This window comes from Glycomyces harbinensis (genome assembly GCF_900101745.1).
Classification (GTDB): domain Bacteria; phylum Actinomycetota; class Actinomycetes; order Mycobacteriales; family Micromonosporaceae; genus Glycomyces; species Glycomyces harbinensis.
This window is the reverse complement of the sequence record NZ_FNAD01000001.1, coordinates 457,178-475,437: the sequence shown is the minus strand read 5'-3', so window position 1 is coordinate 475,437 and position 18,260 is coordinate 457,178. Positions and strand designations below refer to the sequence as shown.

Sequence of the window (18,260 nt, the reverse complement as noted above, 5' to 3'; positions counted from 1 at the left end):
TCAGGTTCGGGCGGCGCGGTCGCAGGCGGTGTCGACGACGGCGCGCGCTTCGGTGTCGAGGTGGCGGGCGAGGCGGTCGGCCGCGATCCGGTACAGGGCCAGGGCTCCGCGGCATCCGGCTTCGTGGCCTTCGCCGGTGACGCCGGCCGCGGCGTCCCAGGCGCGGGCCCAGGCGGGGCCTTCGGCATCGGCGAGGGCGTCCCACAGGTCGTTCTCGGAGTCGACGATGATCCGGTGCGCGGCGCCGAGCGGGGCGGCGAGGTGCAGGGCGAGGATCAGTCGGTTCGCGGCGGCGCCGCGCGAGCGGCCCAGGGCGAGCATCCCGCAGACCTTGTGGACTTCCTCGGCGAGGCCGACGAGTTCGGCTGCGGCCCACCGGTCGGCTTCGGCGCCGATCGCGTCCCAGGTCCACGAGGTCGCCGCCGCCTGCAGTGCGGCCATGCGCCCTTCGGGGTCGTGGAGGACGACCGCGTACCGCCAGGCGCCGGCGGCCGCACCGGCCTCCCACGGGTGGGTGAGTGCCGCGGCCAGCGCTTCGGGGCTCTTGCGGGTGAGGGTGACCATGCGGCCCTCGACCTGGCGGACGTCGACGCGTTCGGGGCCGTGGGCGGCGATGACGAGGTCGATGTCGGAGTCGGGGTGGTCGGTGCCGTTGGCGACCGACCCGAGCAGGGCGATCCCGGTCGCGGCGGGTGCGAGTTCGGCCGCCAGGCGGGCGGCGAGGCGGCGGGCGTGCGAGGAGTGGTCCACGCCGGCGAGTATGGACGACGCCGAGGCGCCGGGTCGAGCCCTTTTCGGGGCCCTGGCGCTACTGGAGTCCTTGGTAGTAGGCGATCTTGCCCGAGATGTAGTCGCGTTTGGCGTCCAGGTCGGCGATGCGCTCGTTCACGGCCTCGCGGTGGACCTGGAGCAGCTCGATCCGCTCGGGCACGGTGGCGTCCCCGTCGCGCACGAGCCGCGCGAAGCGGCACATCTGCTCGACGGGCATCCCGGTGTCGCGCAGGCATTTGAGGGTGCCGAGCCATTCGAGGTGGGCGTCGCTGAAGCGGCGCTGGCCGGTGGCGGTGCGGTCCACGTCGTCGATGAGGCCGACGCGCTCGTAGTAGCGGAGGGTGTCCATCGAGAACCCGGAGCGGCGGGCGCACTCGCCGATCGTGTAGCCGGTCTGCATCGGGGTGGAGGTCATGGGACCCGATCCTACCCGTTTTGGGACGGAAGCCGCCTGCCTGCGGGTTTGCATTGGAGTCCACTCCAAGTCCTAGCGTCGGCGATGACAGCGAACAACGTTCGAAAGGGGACCGCTGTGGAGCGGATCGCATTGGGTGACGACAATATCGGCGTTTCCAGGCTGTGCCTGGGGGCGATGGCCCTGGGCGCGGTCCAGGACGAGGCGACGAGCTTCGCGATCTTGGACCGGTTCGTCGAACTGGGCGGCAACTTCATCGACACCGCCAACTGCTACATGTTCTGGGTCGACGGCGGCACCGGGGACGAGTCGGAGCTCCTGCTGGGGCGCTGGCTGGCCGACCGGGGGATCCGCGACGACCTCGTGATCGCCACGAAGGTGGGCCGGCGGCCGTCCTTCCCCGGCGGGGGCCTGGACCATTCCGAGCCGCTGACGCCCGCGCGGATCGGCGCCGGAGTGGACGAGTCCCTGGAGCGCCTGGGCATCGACCACGTGGACCTGCTGTGGTCGCACCGCGACGACCGCGACACGCCCTTGGAGGCGACCGTCGCCGGGTTCGACGCGGTCGTGCGGTCGGGGAAGGCGCGCCTGGTCGGCGCGTCGAACCACGCCGCGTGGCGCGTGGAGCGGGCCCGGGCCCTCAGCCGCAAGACCGGGGCCGCCGCCTATACGGCGATGCAGAACCGGTACTCGTACCTGCAGCCGCGCCCGGGCGCGGCCCTGCCCGAGGGCGGGCACGTGCACGCCACGGACGGGGACCTCGACTTCGTGGCGAACACGCCCGGGACGGCGCTGCTGACGTACTCCGCGCTCCTGTCGGGGGCGTACACCAACCCCGGCAAGGCCCTGGGCGGGCACTACGAGCACCCCGGGACGCGGTCGCGCCTCGCGGCGCTGGACGCGGTCGCGGCCGAGACGGGCGCGACGCGCAACCAGGTCGTCCTGGCGTGGCTGACCGGGCACGCGGCGCCTCTCGTCCCGCTCGTGGGCGTCTCCTCGGTCGCGCAGCTCGAGGAGGTCGCGGCCGGGATCGACCTGAAGCTCGACCCCGGGCAGTGGCGCCGCCTCAGCGACGCCGCCTGAGGCCTACCCGTAGAAGGACAGGCGGACCGTCCGGTCGGGGTTGTCGCGGTTGGTGTCCACCAGCAGCACCGACTGCCACGTCCCCAGGGCGAGGCGGCCGGCGACGACCGGGAGCGTGGCGTGGGGGGCGACCAGTGCGGGCAGCACATGGTCCCTCCCGTGCCCGGTCGAGCCGTGCTGGTGGCGCCACCGGTCGGTGCGCGGCAGCAGGTCGCCCAGCGCGTCGAGCAGGTCCTCGTCGCTGCCGGCGCCGGTCTCGATGACGGCGACCCCGGCCGTGGCGTGCGGGACGAACACGTTCAGCAGGCCCTCGCGGGCACCGGATTCGGCCAGGAACGCCTCGCAGGCGCCGGTGAGGTTGTGGACGGTCTCGCGTCGTCCGGTGTGGACGGCGATGGTGGTGGTGCGGAAGGCCGGGCTCATAACCGCCGATCTTGCCACGCCAGGGCGCCCGGCGGTGTCACCCCGTGGCGGCAGGGCCCGGCCGAGACCCACGGGGCGCGGCATCGGGCGAGCGCTTGGCCCGATCGCGTGAGCGGCCGCGGCGTAGCAGCCGGACCGATTGCGCGACTTCGACTATCGTGGCACACATGTCCGCAGAGATCACCGGAGTCGACTGGTCCGACCGCACCGTCACCGTCGCCCCCGGCGCCGACCCCTACCGGGCCTACCTCGACTCGCTCGGGTCGGCCGAGTCGCGCAGGACCATGCGCGGATGCCTCGACCGCATCGCCCAGCTCCTGTCGGGCGACCCCGAGACCACCGGTGAAGGCCAGCCCTGGCACCTGCTGCGCTACGAGCACACCTCCCGCCTGCGCGCGGCCATGATCGACTCGGGCTGGTCGGGCGCCTACGTCAACAAGCACCTCGCGGCCCTGCGCCGCGTCCTCAAAGAAGCCTGGCGCCTCGACCTGATCCCCGCCGACGACTACCAGCGGGCCTGCGACCTCGCCCCGGTCAAGGCCGTGCGCCTGCCCGTCGGCCAGGCCGTCGACGCCGACGCCCTCGGCGCCGCCCTCTACGCCTGCGACGCCGACCCCGGGCCCGCCGGCGCCCGCGACGGCGCCGTCCTGGCCACCCTCTACACCACCGGGTGCCGCCGAAGCGAGATCGCCTCCATGCGCCTCGCCGACTACGACCCGAAAGAACGCTCCATCCGCATCGTCGGCAAGGGCAACAAGGAACGCGCCGTGTACGTCACCGAAGCGGCCCAGTCCCGCATCGACCGGTGGACGGCCGTGCGCGGCACGACCCCCGGGGCCCTGTTCTGCCCCATCAACAAGGCCGGGAAGCTGCGCCGCTCGGGCAACCAGCTCGCCGGCATGACCGGCCAGGCCGTCGCCGACCTGCTCACCAAGCGCCTGGTCGAAGCCGGCCAGCGCCGCCACACCCCCCACGACTTCCGCCGCACCTTCATCGGCGAGCTCCTCGACGCCGGCGTCGACCTGGCCATCACCCAGTCCCTGGTCGGCCACGCCTCCCCGGCCACCACCGCCCGCTACGACCGGCGCCCGGCCCGGCGCTCGCGCGAGGCCGTCGACCGCCTCCAGCTCCCCGAAGCGTGATGTCGCATTCTGGCTAGCCGTTGTCGCATCCGGGGAGCACGCTTGGGTACATGGAAGCGACCCGGGTCCACTCGTTCAACGAGACACAGCTGCAAGCCGCCGTCGCCGGCCGCGACGCACGCTTCGACGGCTGGGTGTTCCTGGCCGTCACCACCACCCGCATCTACTGCCGCCCCTCGTGCCCGGCCGTCAAACCCAAACGCGAGCACCAGCGGTTCTACGCCTCCGCGGCCGCCGCCCAGGACGCCGGCTACCGGGCGTGCAAACGCTGCCGCCCCGACGCCTCACCGGGGTCACCGGCGTGGGACTGGCGCACCGACGTGTGCGCCCGGGCCATGCGCTTGATCGGCGAAGGCGTCGTCGACCGCGACGGCGCCGCGGGCCTGGCGTCGCGCCTGGGCTACTCCCTGCGCCAGCTCGAACGGCTCCTCATCAGTGAAGTCGGCGCCGGACCCGCGGCCCTGGCCCGCGCCCAGCGGGCCCAATGCGCCCGCACCCTCATCGAATCGACCGACCTGCCCATGGGCCAGGTCGCCTTCGCCGCCGGGTTCGCGTCCATCCGGGCGTTCAACCGCGTCGTCGCCGAGGTCTTCGCCTGCTCCCCCACCGAGCTGCGCGCCAAGGCGAAAGGCCCCGCCTCCGGCGGCGGCGCCATCACGCTGCGCCTGGCCTACCGCGAACCGTTCGAACCGTCGAACCTGTTCGGCCACCTGGCCGCCGCGGCCGCCCCCGGCGTCGAGGAATGGCGCGACGGCGCCTACCGGCGGACCCTGCGGCTGCCCCACGGGCCCGGCATCGCGGCCCTGGGGCCCGGGCCGGGGTACGTCGAGTGCCGGCTGCGCGTCGCGGACCTGCGCGACGTCACCGCCGCCGTCGCCCGCTGCCGGCGGGCCCTGGACCTCGACAACGACCCCCACGCGCCCATGGAGGCCCTGGCCGCCGACCCGGCCTTGGCGCCGCTGGTCGCCAAGACCCCCGGCCGGCGCGTCCCGCGCAAGGCCGACGGCCCCGAGTACGCGATCCGGGCCGTGATCGGCCAGCAGATCGCCACCGCCTCCGCCGCCACGATCGCATCGCGGCTGGCCGAACGGTACGGTGAGGCGGTCGAGGACCCCGACGGGGGCCTGAGCCGCCTGTTCCCCTCCCCGGCGGCGCTGGCCGAGGCCGACCCCGAGCACCTGCCGATGCCCGCCTCGCGCAAGCGGACCGTCCTCGCTTTGGCCGGGGCCCTGGCGGACGGGTCGGTGGAGGTGGGTCCGGGTGCGGACTGGGCGCAGGCGCGGGCCGCTCTGGCGCAGGTGCCGGGCGTGGGGCCGTGGACGATCGAGATGATCGCCATGCGGGCCCTGGGCGACCCCGACGCGTTCCCGGTCAAGGACCTGGGGGTGATCAAGGGCGCCGCCGAGTTGGGCTTGGGGGCGAACCGGGCCTTGGAGTCGCGGTCGCAGGCGTGGCGGCCGTGGCGGTCCTACGCGGTCCAGTACCTGTGGGCCTCGAGTGAGCATCCGACCAATCATGTTCCAGAGAAGGTGAATCCGTGATGAGTGCGAGGCATCTGAAGATGCAGTCCCCGATCGGGCTGCTGGCGGTCTCGGCCGTCGACGAGGGCCTGACCTATGTCCACATGGGTGTGGAGGAGGTCAAGGACGCGTGGGGCCCCGAGGAGGCCACGCCGGTCCTGGAGGCGGCCGTGGACCAGTTGGAGGCGTATTTCGCCGGGGACCTCAAGGAGTTCGACGTGCCCTTGGCCGCGGCCGGGACGCCGTTCCAGCAGCGGGTGTGGGCCGAGCTGGTGAAGATCCCCTACGGCCAGACGTGCTCCTACCTCGACGTGGCGAACCGGTTGGGCGACCCGAAGGCGGTGCGGGCGGTGGGGTTGGCGAACGGGCGCAACCCGATCGCGATCATCGTGCCGTGCCACCGGGTGATCGGCGCGAACGGGAAGCTCACGGGATACGCGGGCGGGTTGTGGCGCAAGGAGCGGCTGCTGTCGCTCGAGCGCGGCGAGCCGGCCCTGTTCGCCTGAGCCGTGTGACGTGCCGGCGGGCCCCTGCGGGGGCCTGCCGGCACTTTTTTGTCAGAGGAGGGTGACGGCGAGGTCGACTTGGACGGCGTCGTCGGTGACGACGATGGTCGCGGCCCAGCAGGCGTCGGTGCCGCACCCGGAGGGGATGATCCCCGAGGCGGTCCCGGCCGGGGTGGTGCCGGCGATCAGGGGCGCGTCCATGTCGTTGTCGTCGAGGAAGTCGCCGAACGCTTCGGAGGGGATGTCGACGGTGACTTCGGCGCGGTCCCCGGGGGTCGGCGACTGCATCTGGGACAGGTCGGCGTCGACGACGTCGGTCCCGTCGGGGAAGGCCAGGTGGGTGGCCTGGGCGACGGTGGCGACGCTGGGCTGGGGTCCGCCCTGGAGCGCCCACCCGACGCCCCAGACCGCGGCGAGCAGTCCGGCGAGGACGACGGCGAGCCAGACCGCGGCGATGAGCGCGCGGCGGACGGTGGGGGCCGGCGGGGAGACCATGGCCGCGACCCTACCCGAGGCCGGTGCGTGCCCGACTCGTATACGGCGCCGGTGTCCTACAGGCCGCTGATGGTCGTCGGGGCGCGCTCGGAGCGGGCCAGGGCCCGCACCAGTGCGGCCTGGCCGTGGCGTCGGGCCGCCAGGCGCGTCAAGATGACGCCGGCGATCTCGAAGGGGCCCTCGTCGAAGTCGGGCGTCGCCACGCGCACCGAGACGGCGAGGTCGTCGGCGTGGACGACCAGTTCGAGGATGCGGGTGCGCAGGAGGTTGCTCAGCGCCATGGCGTACGGCCAGCGCGCGTGGCCCGAGAGGGTGCCGGGCGGGCGTGCGGGCAGGGCCGCGGTGAGGGTCGCGAAGGCGGTGGCGGCGTCGGCGAGGACGGCCGCGTGCCCGGCCTCGGCGCCCTGTTCGCCGCCGGCGCGGATGGCGGTGTTGTAGTCGTCGTCGATGTCGGTTCCCAGCCAGGCGGCGCGGTCGTAGTGCGCGAACAGTTCGACGACTTCCTTGCCGGCGTGGTCGGCGTCCAGTGCGGCGGCGACGGTGGTGATCTGCTGCGCGAGGTGGGCCGCGAGGCCGCCGACGGTGAAGCCCTCCAGGGCGGAGGGTTCGGTCCAGGAGGCGGCGACGGCGTCGTGGGCGAGCAGGTCGAGGCCGGTGCGGGCGGCGCTGAGGTAGTGGGTGCGGATCATGCCGGCGTCCCTGCCTATTGGACGGAGACGTGGACGTGGTTGGTGTGGTCGCCGGCGGGGGTGCCGTTGACGCCGGAGTAGGAGCGCCAGCCCGATCCGGCCGACCAGAACTGGCGGTACCAGATGACGTATTCGATGTTGAGGGCGTCGGCGTTGTTGACGTACCAGGCGGCGAGCTGGTCGCCGTAGGCCTTGTCGTCGCCTTCGGCGTCGACGTCTTGGAACCCGGAGGCGTCCGCGGCCCAGTCGCAGGCGCGGCCGAGGGGGTGTTCGCCGCCGCCGCCGGAGCGGTAGCAGGACACGTAGTGGTCGAAGCCGGCTTCTTTGGTCTCGTTGTAGACGTGCAGGGTGGCCGGGGTGAGGCATCCGGAGGTGGTGGGGTCGTCCTCGGTGCACCCGCCGCCGGAGCCGGGGCCGCCCTCGGCGGCGGGGGCGCCGCCGTCGGATCCGGGCCCGGCGGCCTCTTCGGCGCGCAGCTCCTCGAGCTGCTCTTCGAGGTCCTCTTGGGCTTTCTCGGCGTCTTTGAGCGCTTCGGCCGCGTCGGCGACTTCGGCGGCGTGGGATTCGCGTTCGGCTTCGAGCTGGTCGAGGAGGTCGCCGGCGTCGGCGACGAGCGCGGCGCGTTCTTCGGCGAGGAACCCGGTGTAGGTGAGGGTGTCGATGAGCTGCTGGCCGTTGTCGGCCGACAGGATCGCGTTGGTGGTCTGGAGGTCGCCTTCGGTGTGGAGGTAGAGGGCGTAGGCGTTGAGGTCGGCGGTCAGGCCGTCGAACAGGGCCTGGGTCTCGCCGATCTGCGTTTCGAGGTCGGCGGCGCGCGCTTCGGCGGCGTCCACCTGGTCCTGCGCGTCGTTGACGGCGCTGATGGCGTCGGCGAGGTCGGCTTCGAGGGTCTCCTCGTCGGGTTCGGCCGCGGCCGGCACGGGGAAGAACGCCACGAGCGCGGCGAGGACGACGACGGAGAGGATCTTGTTGCGCACGGTTGGAGGTGGTGCCTTCCGGACGGGAGGGCCCCGGGAGTGGGGCCGGGTCGTTTACAGGTCGAGGTCGATCACGAGGGGGGCGTGGTCGGAGGCGCCTTTGCCTTTGCGTTCGTTGCGGTCGACGTAGGCGTCGGTGACGGCCGCGGCGAAGGCGGGGTTGGCCAGCGCCAGGTCGATGCGCAGTCCCCGGTTCTTGGGGAAGTCGAGGTTGCGGTAGTCCCAGAACGTGAACGGCTGGTCGTATTTGAGGGCCCGGGGGTGGACGTCGGCGAGGCCGGCGGCTTTGACGGCGTCGAGGGCGTCGCGTTCGTCCTGTGTGATGTGGGTGGTGCCGGCCCATTCGTCGACGTCCCAGATGTCGTCGTCGGTCGGGCAGATGTTGTAGTCGCCGACCGCGGCGAAGGGCACCGTCCCGGCCGCGTCCGCGGCGGCGTCGGCGGCGAGGGCCTTGAGGAACGCGAGCTTGTACGCGAAGTGCGGGTCGGCGACGTCGCGGCCGTTGGGAATATAGAGCGACTGGACTCTGACGGGCCCGCAGGTGGCGGTGATCGCGCGCGCTTCGGTCTGGTCGGCGAAGTCGGGCTGGCCGGCGATGCCGGTGCGCACGTCGCTGATGCCGACCCGGGAGAGGATCGCGACGCCGTTCCAGCGGCCCGACCCGGACGCGGCGGTCTCGTAGCCGGCCGCGGCGATGGCGTCGACGGGGACGTCGGCGGTGGCGCATTTGAGCTCTTGGACGCACACCACGTCCGGTTCGGCGGTCTCGAGCCAGGCCAGGAGCCGGTCGAGTCGCGCTTTGAGCGAGTTGATGTTCCACGTGGCCACGCGCATGGGCCTCACCCTACCCGCCCGGTGTCAGCTCGTCGCCGGACCGGGGGTGCGCGGGCGGGCGGCCGCACGGTCGAGGTCGGGGACGGCCGGGGCGGTGCGGGCGGGGCCGACGGTGATGGCGAGGAGCCCGAATCCGAGGGCGATGGTGAACCCGGGGATGGCGATGCCGGAGTCGTTGACCAGGGCGCCGATGAGGGCGACCGCGGTCAGGCCGATGACGGCGGCGCCGACGGCGTCGGTGCGCACGGGCGCCCTCTTGCGCCAGATGATGATCGCGCCGATGACCGCGGCGAGGGAGATCCACGTCAGCGAGTTCCCGATGGTGCCGATGGCGGCGTCGGCCTTGCGGATGAGGATCTGGGTGGCCGACCCGTCCAGGACGGAGGCGACGAACCGCCCCAGGTGCGTCTGGTCGGCTTCGGGCCGCAGGTAGTCGAGGAATCCGGCGACGGCGAACACGCCGAGGGCGATCCCGCCGGCGGCGCCGATCGCGCCGATCGACAGTCGCCGGCCCCACAGTTTCAGGCAGGTGAGGATCCCGGCGGCGACGAGGGTGAGGGTGCCGCCCATGTCGCGGCCGAGGTTGGGGGCGCCGACGATGACCACGGCGCACACGCCGATGGCGATGGGCCCCCAGATGCGGGCCCGGCCCCGCCAGGGCACGAACGCGACCAGGAGGATCACGGCGGCGGCGAACACGCTGAACGCGTAGTTCCCCAGTCCGGTGAAGCGCGCCCCGGCCTGGGCGGTGTAGCCCATGGGGGTGTGCAGGGGCCAGGTCGCGCCCGAGACCTGGTCGATGGCGATCAACGCGGCGGCCAGTCCTGCGACCAGGAGGGTGGGGCGCACGCCGTGGCGCGTCCACGGCAGTGAGGCGGCGACGGTGATGACCGCGACGCCGGCGACGATGAGCGCCCAGAACACGAGGGTCGGCTGCTCGGATCGCCACCAGGGGGGGATGCCGGCGGCGACGCCGGCGACGGGCATGGCCGCGACCGCGACGCAGACCGTGCGCGCCAGGGTCCGGTGGCGGTCGCCTCCGCACAGCAGCCAGACGGCGGCGGCGACCATGAGGCAGCCCACGGCCGAGAGCGTCACGTAGAACGGCCAGGACACGTCGGCGACGGCACTGGAGGCGGCGGTCTCGTCGATGCCGGTCGCGACCGCGCCCGCACTGGTGTGCTCGGCGTCGGGCAGGACGCTCACGGGCGCTCCGGCGACGGTGCCGGGCAGGTCGGCGCCGACGACGGCCAGCGCGGTGGCGGTGAGGTCGACCAGTTGCACGTACCCGTCGCGGCCGGTCGTGGAGGAGGTCAGGCCGCCCGCTTCGATGCCGGCGCCGGAGTAGATGACCGGGTGCAGGGCCGAGGGCGCCGAGGCGTCGGCAATGCCGGCGACCATGAGCCGCCACCCGTCGGGGAGCTGCTCGTTGACGTCGCCGACGGCCGTGTCGGCCGCCTGCGCGGCGGCGGCGCGGACGGGGTCGGCCTCGGGGGCGATCTCGCCGGGCTCCTCGTCCTCGGCCCCGGAGGTCTCCTCGGTGCCCACTTCGGTGTCGTCTTCGCCGAGCTGGTCGTAGTCGGTGGCGGTGTCGGGGGCGTTGTCGGCCGTGTCGCCGATGACCACGCCGGGGTCGACGATGACGATGTCGCAGGTGTCCATGGCGGCGGGGAGGGCGTCGAGCCCCGGCGCCCAGAACGTGATGCGCCCTTCGGTGTCGGCGGCCGCGAGCGCGGCGCCGTCGCCGATCCCGGCCACGCACGAGCCGGCCTCGACCTCCAGGGCGGGCTCGCCGTTCGCTTCGGCCTCAGCGGCGGCGGCCTCCTGCTCGGCGGCCATGACCGCGACCGCGTCCGCGAGCGAACCCAGGCGCGCCCCGTAGTTGAACGCGGTGTTGGCCTCGACCAGGTCGGGCCAGGCCGGGACCGACCAGGCCCCGTCGTCGCCCACCGGCGCCTGCAGCTGCGACTGGGCCTCGCATTGGGCGTCGCGCGGTGCGGCCCCCCCGGCCCGCTCGCCCGCGCCCAGACTCACCCAGGCCGCCTCGGGACACGTCCACGAGCCGATGGTGCGCGCGCTCATCGCCGCCGAGGCGCCCTCGCCGGCCAGCTCCCACAGGTTCGGGGTGACCTGCTCGTCGATGTCCGACCACGCCAGGCCCGGGACGCCGACGACGATGATCCCCTCGGCTTCGGGCTCGGGGGCCGCCTGCGCGGGACCGGGCAGCGCCAGGGCGCCCCCGCACGCGGCCAGGGCCGCCACCGCGGCCAGGCGAAGGCGTGAACGGCCCCAGGGCACTCGCGCCCGAGGCGCCACCGTTGTCATGCCACGTAGTCTATGGGGTCCTCGCGTCCGGCCCCGGTCCCTCCCGAACCGGCCCCGCGCCGCACCCGCCCAAGGCCCCCCTCGCGCGTTAGGGTGGGCCCATGCGCACCATCGCCACCGCCAACGTCAACGGCATCCGCGCCGCCTCCAAGAAGGGGATCATCCCCTGGCTGAACACCGTCGCCGCCGACGTGGTGCTCCTCCAGGAGGTCCGCGCCGACGAGCACCAGATCCCGCCCGAGGCCCTGGAGGCCGGCGGCTGGCACTGGGTGATCGCCCCCTCCCTCGCGGCGAAGGGCCGCGCGGGCGTGGCCGTCCTCACCCGCGAAGAGCCCCAGGCCGCCCGCATCGGCTTCGGCGGCCTCGTCGCCGCCGCCAAGGAGTTCGACACGCACGGGCGCTACGCCGAAGTCGACCTGCCCGGCCTGACCGTCGCCAGCCTCTACCTGCCCTCGGGGGAGACCGACACGCCCCGCCAGGCCGAGAAGGAGCGGTTCATGGCCGCGTTCGCCGACTACCTCACCGCCGCCGCCGCGCGCGCCAAGGAAGGCGGGCGCGAACTGCTGGTGTGCGGGGACTGGAACATCGCCCACGCCGAAGCCGACCTGAAGAACTGGAAGGCCAACAAGAAGACCGCCGGGTTCCTCCCCGAGGAGCGCGACTGGCTCACCGGCCTGTACGGCACGGGCGAGTTCGTCGACGTCGTGCGCGCCCTGCACCCGGGCGTCGAGGGCCCCTACTCGTGGTGGTCCTACCGGGGCCGCGCCTTCGACAACGACGCGGGCTGGCGCATCGACCTGCACGTGGCCACCCCCGCGCTGGCCGCGACCGCGACCAAGGCCTGGGTCGACCGCGCGCCCGCGCACGACGCCCGCTGGTCCGACCACGCGCCCGTCCTGGTGACGTACGACCACTAGACACACCCAGACCCCACTGGCCGACCGGCCGGTCGAGCGGGCACCATTGAACCTCGTGAGCCTCATCGACTACCTGCCCGCGAGCGACAAGCCCGAACCCGACGACGTCTACACCGCGTTCGCCCAATGGGCCGAGGACGCGGGGATCGTCCTGTACGAACACCAGGAAGAGGCACTGCTGGCCATCTGCACCGGCCAGAACGCGATCGTCGCCACCCCCACCGGGTCGGGCAAGTCCCTCATCGCCGCCGCCGCGCACTTCAACGCGCTGGCCAACCAGCGCACCTCCTTCTACACCGCGCCGATCAAGGCGCTGGTGTCGGAGAAGTTCTTCGAGCTGTGCGAGCAGTTCGGGCACGAGAACGTCGGGATGCTCACCGGCGACGCGGCCGTCAACCCCGACGCGCCCCTGATCTGCTGCACCGCCGAGATCCTCGCCAACCTCGCCCTGCGCGAAGGCGACAACCTGGACTGCGACTCGGTCGTGGCCGACGAGTTCCACTTCTACGCCGAGCCGGACCGCGGCTGGGCCTGGCAGGTCCCCCTGCTGGAGCTGCACCGCGCCCAGTTCACCTTGATGTCGGCGACGCTGGGCGACACCGAGTTCTTCGAGAAGGACCTCACCCGCCGCACCGGCCGCGAGACGGCCCTGGTCGCCTCGGTGACCCGGCCCGTGCCGCTGCACTACGAGTACCGCAAGACCCCCTTGCACGAGACGGTGGAGAACCTCGTCGACGCCGGCCGGGCGCCCGCCTACATCGTGCACTTCACGCAGGCCGCCGCCCTCGACACCGCCCAGGCCCTGTCCAGTCTCCACCTGGTCGACAAGGACGCCAAGGCCCGCATCAGCGCCGCGTTGGGGGGCTTCCGGTTCACCACCAAGTTCGGGCAGACCCTCGCGCGCCTGGTCCGCTCGGGGATCGGCGTCCACCACGCCGGGATGCTCCCCAAGTACCGGCGGTTGGTCGAACGCCTCGCCCAGCAGGGCCTGCTGAAGATCATCTGCGGCACCGACACCCTCGGCGTGGGCATCAACGTGCCGATCCGCACCGTCGTGTTCACCGGCCTGACCAAGTACGACGGCCGCCGCACGCGGCGCCTGCGGGCGCGCGAGTTCCACCAGATCGCCGGCCGCGCCGGACGGGCCGGCTACGACACCGAGGGCTTCGTGGTCTGCCAGGCCCCCGACCACGTCATCGAGAACGAGAAGGCGATGAACAAGTTCGGGCTCGACCCGAAGAAGCGCAAGAAGATGGCCAAGAAGAAGCCCCCCGAGGGGTTCATCGGCTGGTCCGATGAGACGTTCACGGCCCTGTGCGCGGCCGATCCCGAGCCCCTCCACTCGCGCATGCGCATGACCCACGCCATGCTCATCAACCTCCTGGGCCGCGGCGGCGACACGTTCAACCACGTCCGCACCCTCATCGAGGACTCCCACGCCGACCGGCCCACCCAGCTGAAGATGGCCCGCACCGCCCTGACCATCGCCCGGACCCTGCGGGACGCCGGCATCATCGTCATCGACGGCGCCCACGTCACCCTCACCGTCGACCTGCCCGACCACTTCGCGCTCAACCAGCCCCTCGCCCCGTTCGCCCTGGCGGCGCTGGAGCTGCTGGACGAGGAGTCGGACACCTACCCGATGGACGTCGTCTCGATCGTGGAGGCGACCTTGGAGGGGCCGGGGCAGATCCTCGCCGCGCAGCGCTCCAAGGCCAAGGGCGCCGCGATCGAGGCGATGAAGGCCGACGGCCTGGACTACTACGACCGCATGAACCAGCTCGAGGACGCCGAGGTCGACTACCCCAAGCCCCTGGCCGAGCTCCTCGACGAGGCGTTCGGGGCGTACCGGACCAGCCACCCGTGGGCCGCGGACTACCAGTTGGAGCCCAAGTCGATCCTCCGCGAGATCTGGGAGGGGCGCTTGAGCTTCGGGGAGTACATCGGACTGTACGGCCTCAACCGGTCCGAGGGACTGCTGCTGCGCTACCTCTCCAGCGCGTACAAGGCGCTGATCCAGACGCTCCCGGAGGACACCGGCGGCCCCGAGGTCGACGACCTGTCGGCGTGGCTGGGCGAGACGATCCGCCAGACCGACTCCTCGCTGATCAACGAGTGGGAGCAGCTGACCAACCCCGCCGAGGAGGAGGACCTCGACACCGGGCGCCCGGCGCGCGCGTTCACCGACAACGAGCGGGCGTTCACCATCGCGGTGCGCAACGCCGCGTTCCGCCACGTCGAACTGGCCGCCGCCGACCGCGTCGAAGCCCTGGTGGCCTTGGAGACCGGCTGGCCCGCCTCCAAATGGGACACCGCATTGGAGGCGTACTTCGCCGCCCACGACGACATCGGCACCACCGGCGACGCCCGCGGCGGATCCTTCCTCGACGTCGACAAGACCGGCCGCACCTGGACGGTCCGTCAGACCATCGACGACCCCGCCGGCGACCGCGACTGGTCCATGCGGTTCACCGTCGACCTCGACGCTTCCGACGAGAGCGGCACCGTCGTCATGTCCGTACAGGACTTCTCCGACCAGCACTGAACCGCAAGGGAACCGGGGGAGTCGGCAGCACCACCGGGTGCCCCGACTCCTCACCGGCCCGTAAAGGCCGTGCGGCCCCCTGCGGCGACTGGCACAATCGTCCGGTGCTCACCGACCCGCTCCACTCCCCCATCGGCACCCCCGCCCAGCGGGGCGAGGCCCTGGTCCACAACACCGGGAACCAGGCCACCGGCGGGATCTGGCGCCTCACCGGCCCCGGCGGCGACGCGATCCTCAAACACCTCACCCCCGCCGGCACCGGCCACGCCCACTTCCCCGCCTCCACCGACCCCCGGCACTGGAACTACTGGCGGCGCGAACACCTCGCCTACACCACCGGCTTCGCCGCCGCCTACGGACGCGACGCCGGCATCGGCGCCCCGGCACTGCTCGCGAGCGGCGAACGCCCCGACGGCAGCCTCGAACTGTGGCTCCAAGCCCTCGACGGCGTCCCCGGCCGGGACTGGACGATCCCCATGCTCACCGACTTCACCCACCGCCTCGGCACGATCCAAGCCCGGCCCCGGCCCGAGGCGCCATGGCATTCGCGCCGCTTCCTGCGCCAATACGCCGGCGCCCGCACCTTCCCCGCCGTCCCCTGGGACCACCCCGTCGCCGCCGCCCACTGGCCCGACGACCTCCGCCAGGGCCTGCGCGCCCTGTGGGAGCGGCGCAACGACCTGTTCGACCTCGCCGAAGCGGCCCCCCAGACGATCTGCCACCTCGACGTGTGGCCCATGAACCTCATCGAACACCACGGCGCCCCGGCCCTGCTCGACTGGTCCTTCACCGGCACCGGCGCCATCGGCGAAGACCTCGCCAACCTCATCGCCGACACGTTCCTCGACGGACTCCAACCCGCAGACCACCTCGCCGACGCCGAAACCGCCCTCACCGGCGCCTACCTCACCGGCCTCGCCGAAGCCGGCCACCGCGACCAGGCCGCGGTGCGCAAAGCCGTCGCGGCCACCGGCGCGGTCAAGTACTGTTGGCTCGCCCCGGCGATGCTCACCGGCCTCGCCGCCGGCAAGCAGATCGCCAGCGCCAACTACGACCCCGCCTCCGACGACGCCGCCGTCCTGGAACGGCGCCGCCCGATCTTCACGATGCTGGTCCGCTGGGCCGCCGCCGCACTCGAGTCCTGAAAGCCTGACCATGCCTGTCCCGATCACCGACGACCTCGCCATCCCCGACGCCGAACTGCGCTGGCGGTTCTCGCGATCCTCGGGCCCCGGCGGGCAGGGCGTCAACACCACCGACTCGCGCGTGGAACTCGTGTTCGACCTGGCCGGAACGAAAGCGCTCCCGCCGGCTCTAGTCGAACGGGCCCTCGCACGACTGGGCACGCGCGCCACCGACGGCACCGTGGTCATCGCGGCCTCGGAATTCCGCTCCCAGCTGCGCAACCGGGAAGCCGCCCTCGAGCGCCTCGCCGAACTGCTGCGCCGGGCCATCGCCGCACCCCCGCCCTCCCGCCGCCCCACCAAACCCTCCAAAGGGCAGAAGCGCCGGCGCCTGGAGGACAAGAAGCGCCGCGGCACGGTCAAACGACTGCGCCGCGACACCACCGACTGACGCCCGGCCTTCAGGGGCGCATGCTGATCACGATGTTCCCCCGCGCATGATGGCCCAGCATGTGCGCCACCGCCGCAGGGGTCTCCTCGAGCGCGTAGACCCGGTCGACGACCGGCGCGACCGCACCCGAATCCAGCAGCCCCGCCAATGCGGTCAGCCGCTCCAGTGTCGCCTCGCCCGCGGCCGTGCGCACCCGGGCCCTCCCGAGCCGGCCCAGGAGCGAGGCCCTCGCGAACCGCCCCAGGCCCGCCAGCAGGCCCCCCGAGATCCCCACACTGTTGGGAATGAACACCCCGTCAGGCGCCAAGACCCGAAACGACCGGCTCGGCGGATGGTTCAACACGTTGTCCAGGATCGTGTCGTACCGCTCGATCCCGGCCGTGAAATCCACCGCCGTGTAGTCGATCGCGACGTCGGCACCCAACTCGCGCACCAGATCGACGTTCTTCGGCCCGCACACGCCCGTCACGTGAGCGCCGTAGTGCTTGGCGATCTGGACCGCGAACGTCCCCACCCCGCCGGAGGCGCCGTTGACCAGCACGCGCTGGCCCGGCCGGACAGGGGCGGACTCGGTGAACGCGACCAGGGCCGTCAGGCCGGACATGACCGATGCGGCGGCGTCCTCGAAGGTCACCGACGCGGGTTTGGGAACGAGCAGCGCGGCCGGGGCGACGGTGTACTCGGCGAACGTCCCGGCGCGGGTCATCTTGGAGGCCCACACGGACCCGAAGACCGCGTCGCCGACCGCGAAGCCCGTGACCCCGTCGCCGAGGGCGGCGACCTCGCCGGCGACGTCGGTGCCGCGGATCGCCCCGGCTGGACGCGGCCCCAGGCGCAGCACATAGGGGACGCCGGCGACGGCGATCCAGTCGGGCGTGTTGACACTGGTGGCCCGCAGCCGCACCAGGACCTCCCCGGGGCCCGGTTCGGGCCGCGGGGCCTCGCCGACGGTCAGGACTTGTGCAGGGTCGCCGTAGCGCTGCTGGATGACGGCCTTCATGGACGCTCCTCAAAGGGGTGGGTTGCCCCTCACCGTAGCGACATCGCAAGAGCGCCCGCATCAGCCAAGTGGCCGACCAGGCCCCCGCGTCAGTTTTCGGGCAGGGGCCGCCCGAAGTCGGGGGTGCCGTCCTCGGCCCAGCCGAAGGGCTGGACGCGGCAGTGCCGGTCGGGGTTGTCCAGCGGGTCGCCCTCGATCTCGGCGTAGGCGCGGGCGTGGAAGACCAGGAGGTCGCGCCCGTCCTCGTCGACGGTGAACGCGTTGTGGCCCGGCCCGAAGACGCCCGCCTCCGCACTGGTGGCGAACACCGGCACCGGGCTCTTGGCCCAGGAGGCCGCATCGAGCAGGTCGGCATCCTCGTCGGCGCTCAACAGCCCCACGCAGTACTCCGCGCCGGTCCCGGCGGCCGAGTAGGTGATGAAGACCTTCCCGTTGCGCACGATCGCATACGGGCCCTCGTTGACCGCGAACCGCACCGTCTCCCAGTCCAGCTCCGGCCGCGACAGCTCCACCGGCTCGGTCGCGAGCGTCCACGGGTCGGCCAGCTCGGCCAGGTACAGGCTCGTGTTCGTCCCCGGCAGCGCCGGATTGTGCTGCGCCCAGCACAGGTACCGGCGCCCGCGGTGCGCGAACGTCGTCGCGTCCAGCGAGAACGAGTCGATCGGCGTGCGGACCTGCCCCTTCTCGACCCACCCGCCCGAAAGCGGGTCGGGGCCGCGGTGCTCCAGCACGTACATGCGGATGCGCCACACGTCCGCGGTCGCCGACTCGGCCTCGCCCGCGGCGAAGTACACGTACCAGGCCCCGTCGATCCAGTGCAGCTCCGGCGCCCAGATGTGCGAGCCCATCGCCCCCTCGGGATGGCGGACCCAGACGGTGGTCTCGGCCGCGTCCCGCAGGCCCTCGAGGGAATCGGCGCCGCGCAGCACGATCCGGTCATACGAGGGGACCGTGGCCGTGAAGTAGTAGCGCCCGTCCACATGCCGGGTGATCTGCGGGTCGGCCCGCTCCAGGATGAACGGGTTCGGCAACACGCCACCACC

Annotated in this window: 18 protein-coding genes; 8 read left to right on the top strand and 10 right to left on the bottom strand. The window is 72.8% G+C overall.

The genetic code is table 11. The features are described from left to right. Together BLQ63_RS02000 and BLQ63_RS01995 are read right to left on the bottom strand one after the other, a co-directional pair. On the bottom strand, nucleotides 1-750 hold the full coding sequence (locus BLQ63_RS02000) for a nucleotidyltransferase domain-containing protein (RefSeq protein ID WP_091027538.1): 750 nt from the start codon (nucleotides 748-750) through the stop codon (nucleotides 1-3). Between the two features lie 58 nt (nucleotides 751-808). Continuing rightward, nucleotides 809-1,186 carry a MerR family transcriptional regulator gene (locus BLQ63_RS01995; protein ID WP_218125003.1) on the bottom strand — a complete coding sequence of 126 codons (378 nt, stop codon included), beginning with the start codon at nucleotides 1,184-1,186 and terminating at the stop codon, nucleotides 809-811. A gap of 132 nt (nucleotides 1,187-1,318) precedes the next feature. On the opposite strand from BLQ63_RS01995, the gene BLQ63_RS01990 reads away from it, so the two are divergent. Further along, complete coding sequence (locus BLQ63_RS01990) at nucleotides 1,319-2,269, top strand: aldo/keto reductase (protein ID WP_245680820.1); 951 nt, start codon at nucleotides 1,319-1,321, stop codon at nucleotides 2,267-2,269. A gap of 3 nt (nucleotides 2,270-2,272) precedes the next feature. Here BLQ63_RS01990 and BLQ63_RS01985 read toward each other — a convergent pair whose 3' ends face one another. Then, nucleotides 2,273-2,692: a secondary thiamine-phosphate synthase enzyme YjbQ gene (locus BLQ63_RS01985; RefSeq protein WP_091027535.1), complete on the bottom strand. Its 420-nt coding sequence runs from the start codon at nucleotides 2,690-2,692 to the stop codon at nucleotides 2,273-2,275. A 167-nt stretch (nucleotides 2,693-2,859) separates the two neighbouring features. On the opposite strand from BLQ63_RS01985, the gene BLQ63_RS01980 reads away from it, so the two are divergent. The 3 genes from BLQ63_RS01980 to BLQ63_RS01970 are packed head-to-tail and all read left to right on the top strand — an operon-like array spanning nucleotide 2,860 to nucleotide 5,860. Beyond that, on the top strand, nucleotides 2,860-3,834 hold the full coding sequence (locus BLQ63_RS01980; RefSeq protein WP_091027533.1) for a tyrosine-type recombinase/integrase: 975 nt from the start codon (nucleotides 2,860-2,862) through the stop codon (nucleotides 3,832-3,834). 50 nt (nucleotides 3,835-3,884) lie between these two features. Next, nucleotides 3,885-5,375 carry a DNA-3-methyladenine glycosylase 2 family protein gene (locus tag BLQ63_RS01975; RefSeq protein ID WP_091027532.1) on the top strand — a complete coding sequence of 497 codons (1,491 nt, stop codon included), beginning with the start codon at nucleotides 3,885-3,887 and terminating at the stop codon, nucleotides 5,373-5,375. Further along, nucleotides 5,375-5,860: a methylated-DNA--[protein]-cysteine S-methyltransferase gene (locus BLQ63_RS01970; protein ID WP_091027530.1), complete on the top strand. Its 486-nt coding sequence runs from the start codon at nucleotides 5,375-5,377 to the stop codon at nucleotides 5,858-5,860. The genes BLQ63_RS01975 and BLQ63_RS01970 overlap by 1 nt, the downstream gene beginning before the upstream one ends. 51 nt (nucleotides 5,861-5,911) lie before the next feature. Here the strand turns inward: BLQ63_RS01970 and BLQ63_RS28190 are convergent, their stop codons facing one another. Genes BLQ63_RS28190 through BLQ63_RS01945 form a run of 5 tightly spaced genes read right to left on the bottom strand, consistent with a single transcriptional unit; the run spans nucleotide 5,912 to nucleotide 11,180 of the window. Further along, entirely contained in the window at nucleotides 5,912-6,355 is a 444-nt protein-coding gene (locus BLQ63_RS28190; RefSeq protein WP_091027528.1) for a hypothetical protein, read from the bottom strand. 56 nt (nucleotides 6,356-6,411) lie between these two features. After that, nucleotides 6,412-7,044, bottom strand: coding sequence for a maleylpyruvate isomerase N-terminal domain-containing protein (locus tag BLQ63_RS01960; protein ID WP_091027526.1), 633 nt, complete (start codon nucleotides 7,042-7,044; stop codon nucleotides 6,412-6,414). A gap of 14 nt (nucleotides 7,045-7,058) precedes the next feature. Next, nucleotides 7,059-8,021 (bottom strand): VldE C-terminal domain-containing protein, encoded by a 963-nt coding sequence (locus BLQ63_RS01955; RefSeq protein WP_091027525.1) that lies wholly within the window; start codon nucleotides 8,019-8,021, stop codon nucleotides 7,059-7,061. Between the two features lie 54 nt (nucleotides 8,022-8,075). Then, nucleotides 8,076-8,855, bottom strand: a complete 780-nt coding sequence (locus BLQ63_RS01950; RefSeq protein ID WP_091027522.1) for an exodeoxyribonuclease III — start codon at nucleotides 8,853-8,855, stop codon at nucleotides 8,076-8,078. Between the two features lie 24 nt (nucleotides 8,856-8,879). Continuing rightward, a complete protein-coding gene (locus tag BLQ63_RS01945; RefSeq protein WP_143014724.1) occupies nucleotides 8,880-11,180 on the bottom strand; it encodes a hypothetical protein in 2,301 nt (766 codons plus the stop codon). Nucleotides 11,181-11,281: 101 nt separating this feature from the next. Here BLQ63_RS01945 and BLQ63_RS01940 point away from each other — a divergent pair, with 101 nt between their 5' ends. The 4 genes from BLQ63_RS01940 (at nucleotide 11,282) to arfB (ending at nucleotide 16,217) form a co-directional block, all read left to right on the top strand. Further along, nucleotides 11,282-12,097, top strand: a complete 816-nt coding sequence (locus tag BLQ63_RS01940; RefSeq protein WP_091027518.1) for an exodeoxyribonuclease III — start codon at nucleotides 11,282-11,284, stop codon at nucleotides 12,095-12,097. Between the two features lie 46 nt (nucleotides 12,098-12,143). Further along, nucleotides 12,144-14,642 carry a DEAD/DEAH box helicase gene (locus tag BLQ63_RS01935; protein WP_091027516.1) on the top strand — a complete coding sequence of 833 codons (2,499 nt, stop codon included), beginning with the start codon at nucleotides 12,144-12,146 and terminating at the stop codon, nucleotides 14,640-14,642. 104 nt (nucleotides 14,643-14,746) lie between these two features. Continuing rightward, entirely contained in the window at nucleotides 14,747-15,787 is a 1,041-nt protein-coding gene (locus BLQ63_RS01930; protein ID WP_091027515.1) for an aminoglycoside phosphotransferase/kinase family protein, read from the top strand. Nucleotides 15,788-15,797: 10 nt separating this feature from the next. Then, the gene (arfB, locus tag BLQ63_RS01925) at nucleotides 15,798-16,217 is read left to right on the top strand and encodes an alternative ribosome rescue aminoacyl-tRNA hydrolase ArfB (RefSeq protein ID WP_091027513.1); all 420 of its coding nucleotides are present in this window, start codon (nucleotides 15,798-15,800) and stop codon (nucleotides 16,215-16,217) included. Between the two features lie 10 nt (nucleotides 16,218-16,227). On the opposite strand, the gene BLQ63_RS01920 is transcribed toward arfB, so the two are convergent. Both BLQ63_RS01920 and BLQ63_RS01915 read right to left on the bottom strand, forming a co-directional pair. Further along, nucleotides 16,228-17,217, bottom strand: a complete 990-nt coding sequence (locus BLQ63_RS01920; protein ID WP_091027511.1) for an NAD(P)-dependent alcohol dehydrogenase — start codon at nucleotides 17,215-17,217, stop codon at nucleotides 16,228-16,230. Between the two features lie 89 nt (nucleotides 17,218-17,306). After that, nucleotides 17,307-18,251, bottom strand: a complete 945-nt coding sequence (locus BLQ63_RS01915; protein ID WP_218125001.1) for a glycoside hydrolase family 43 protein — start codon at nucleotides 18,249-18,251, stop codon at nucleotides 17,307-17,309. Nucleotides 18,252-18,260 lie beyond the last annotated feature (9 nt).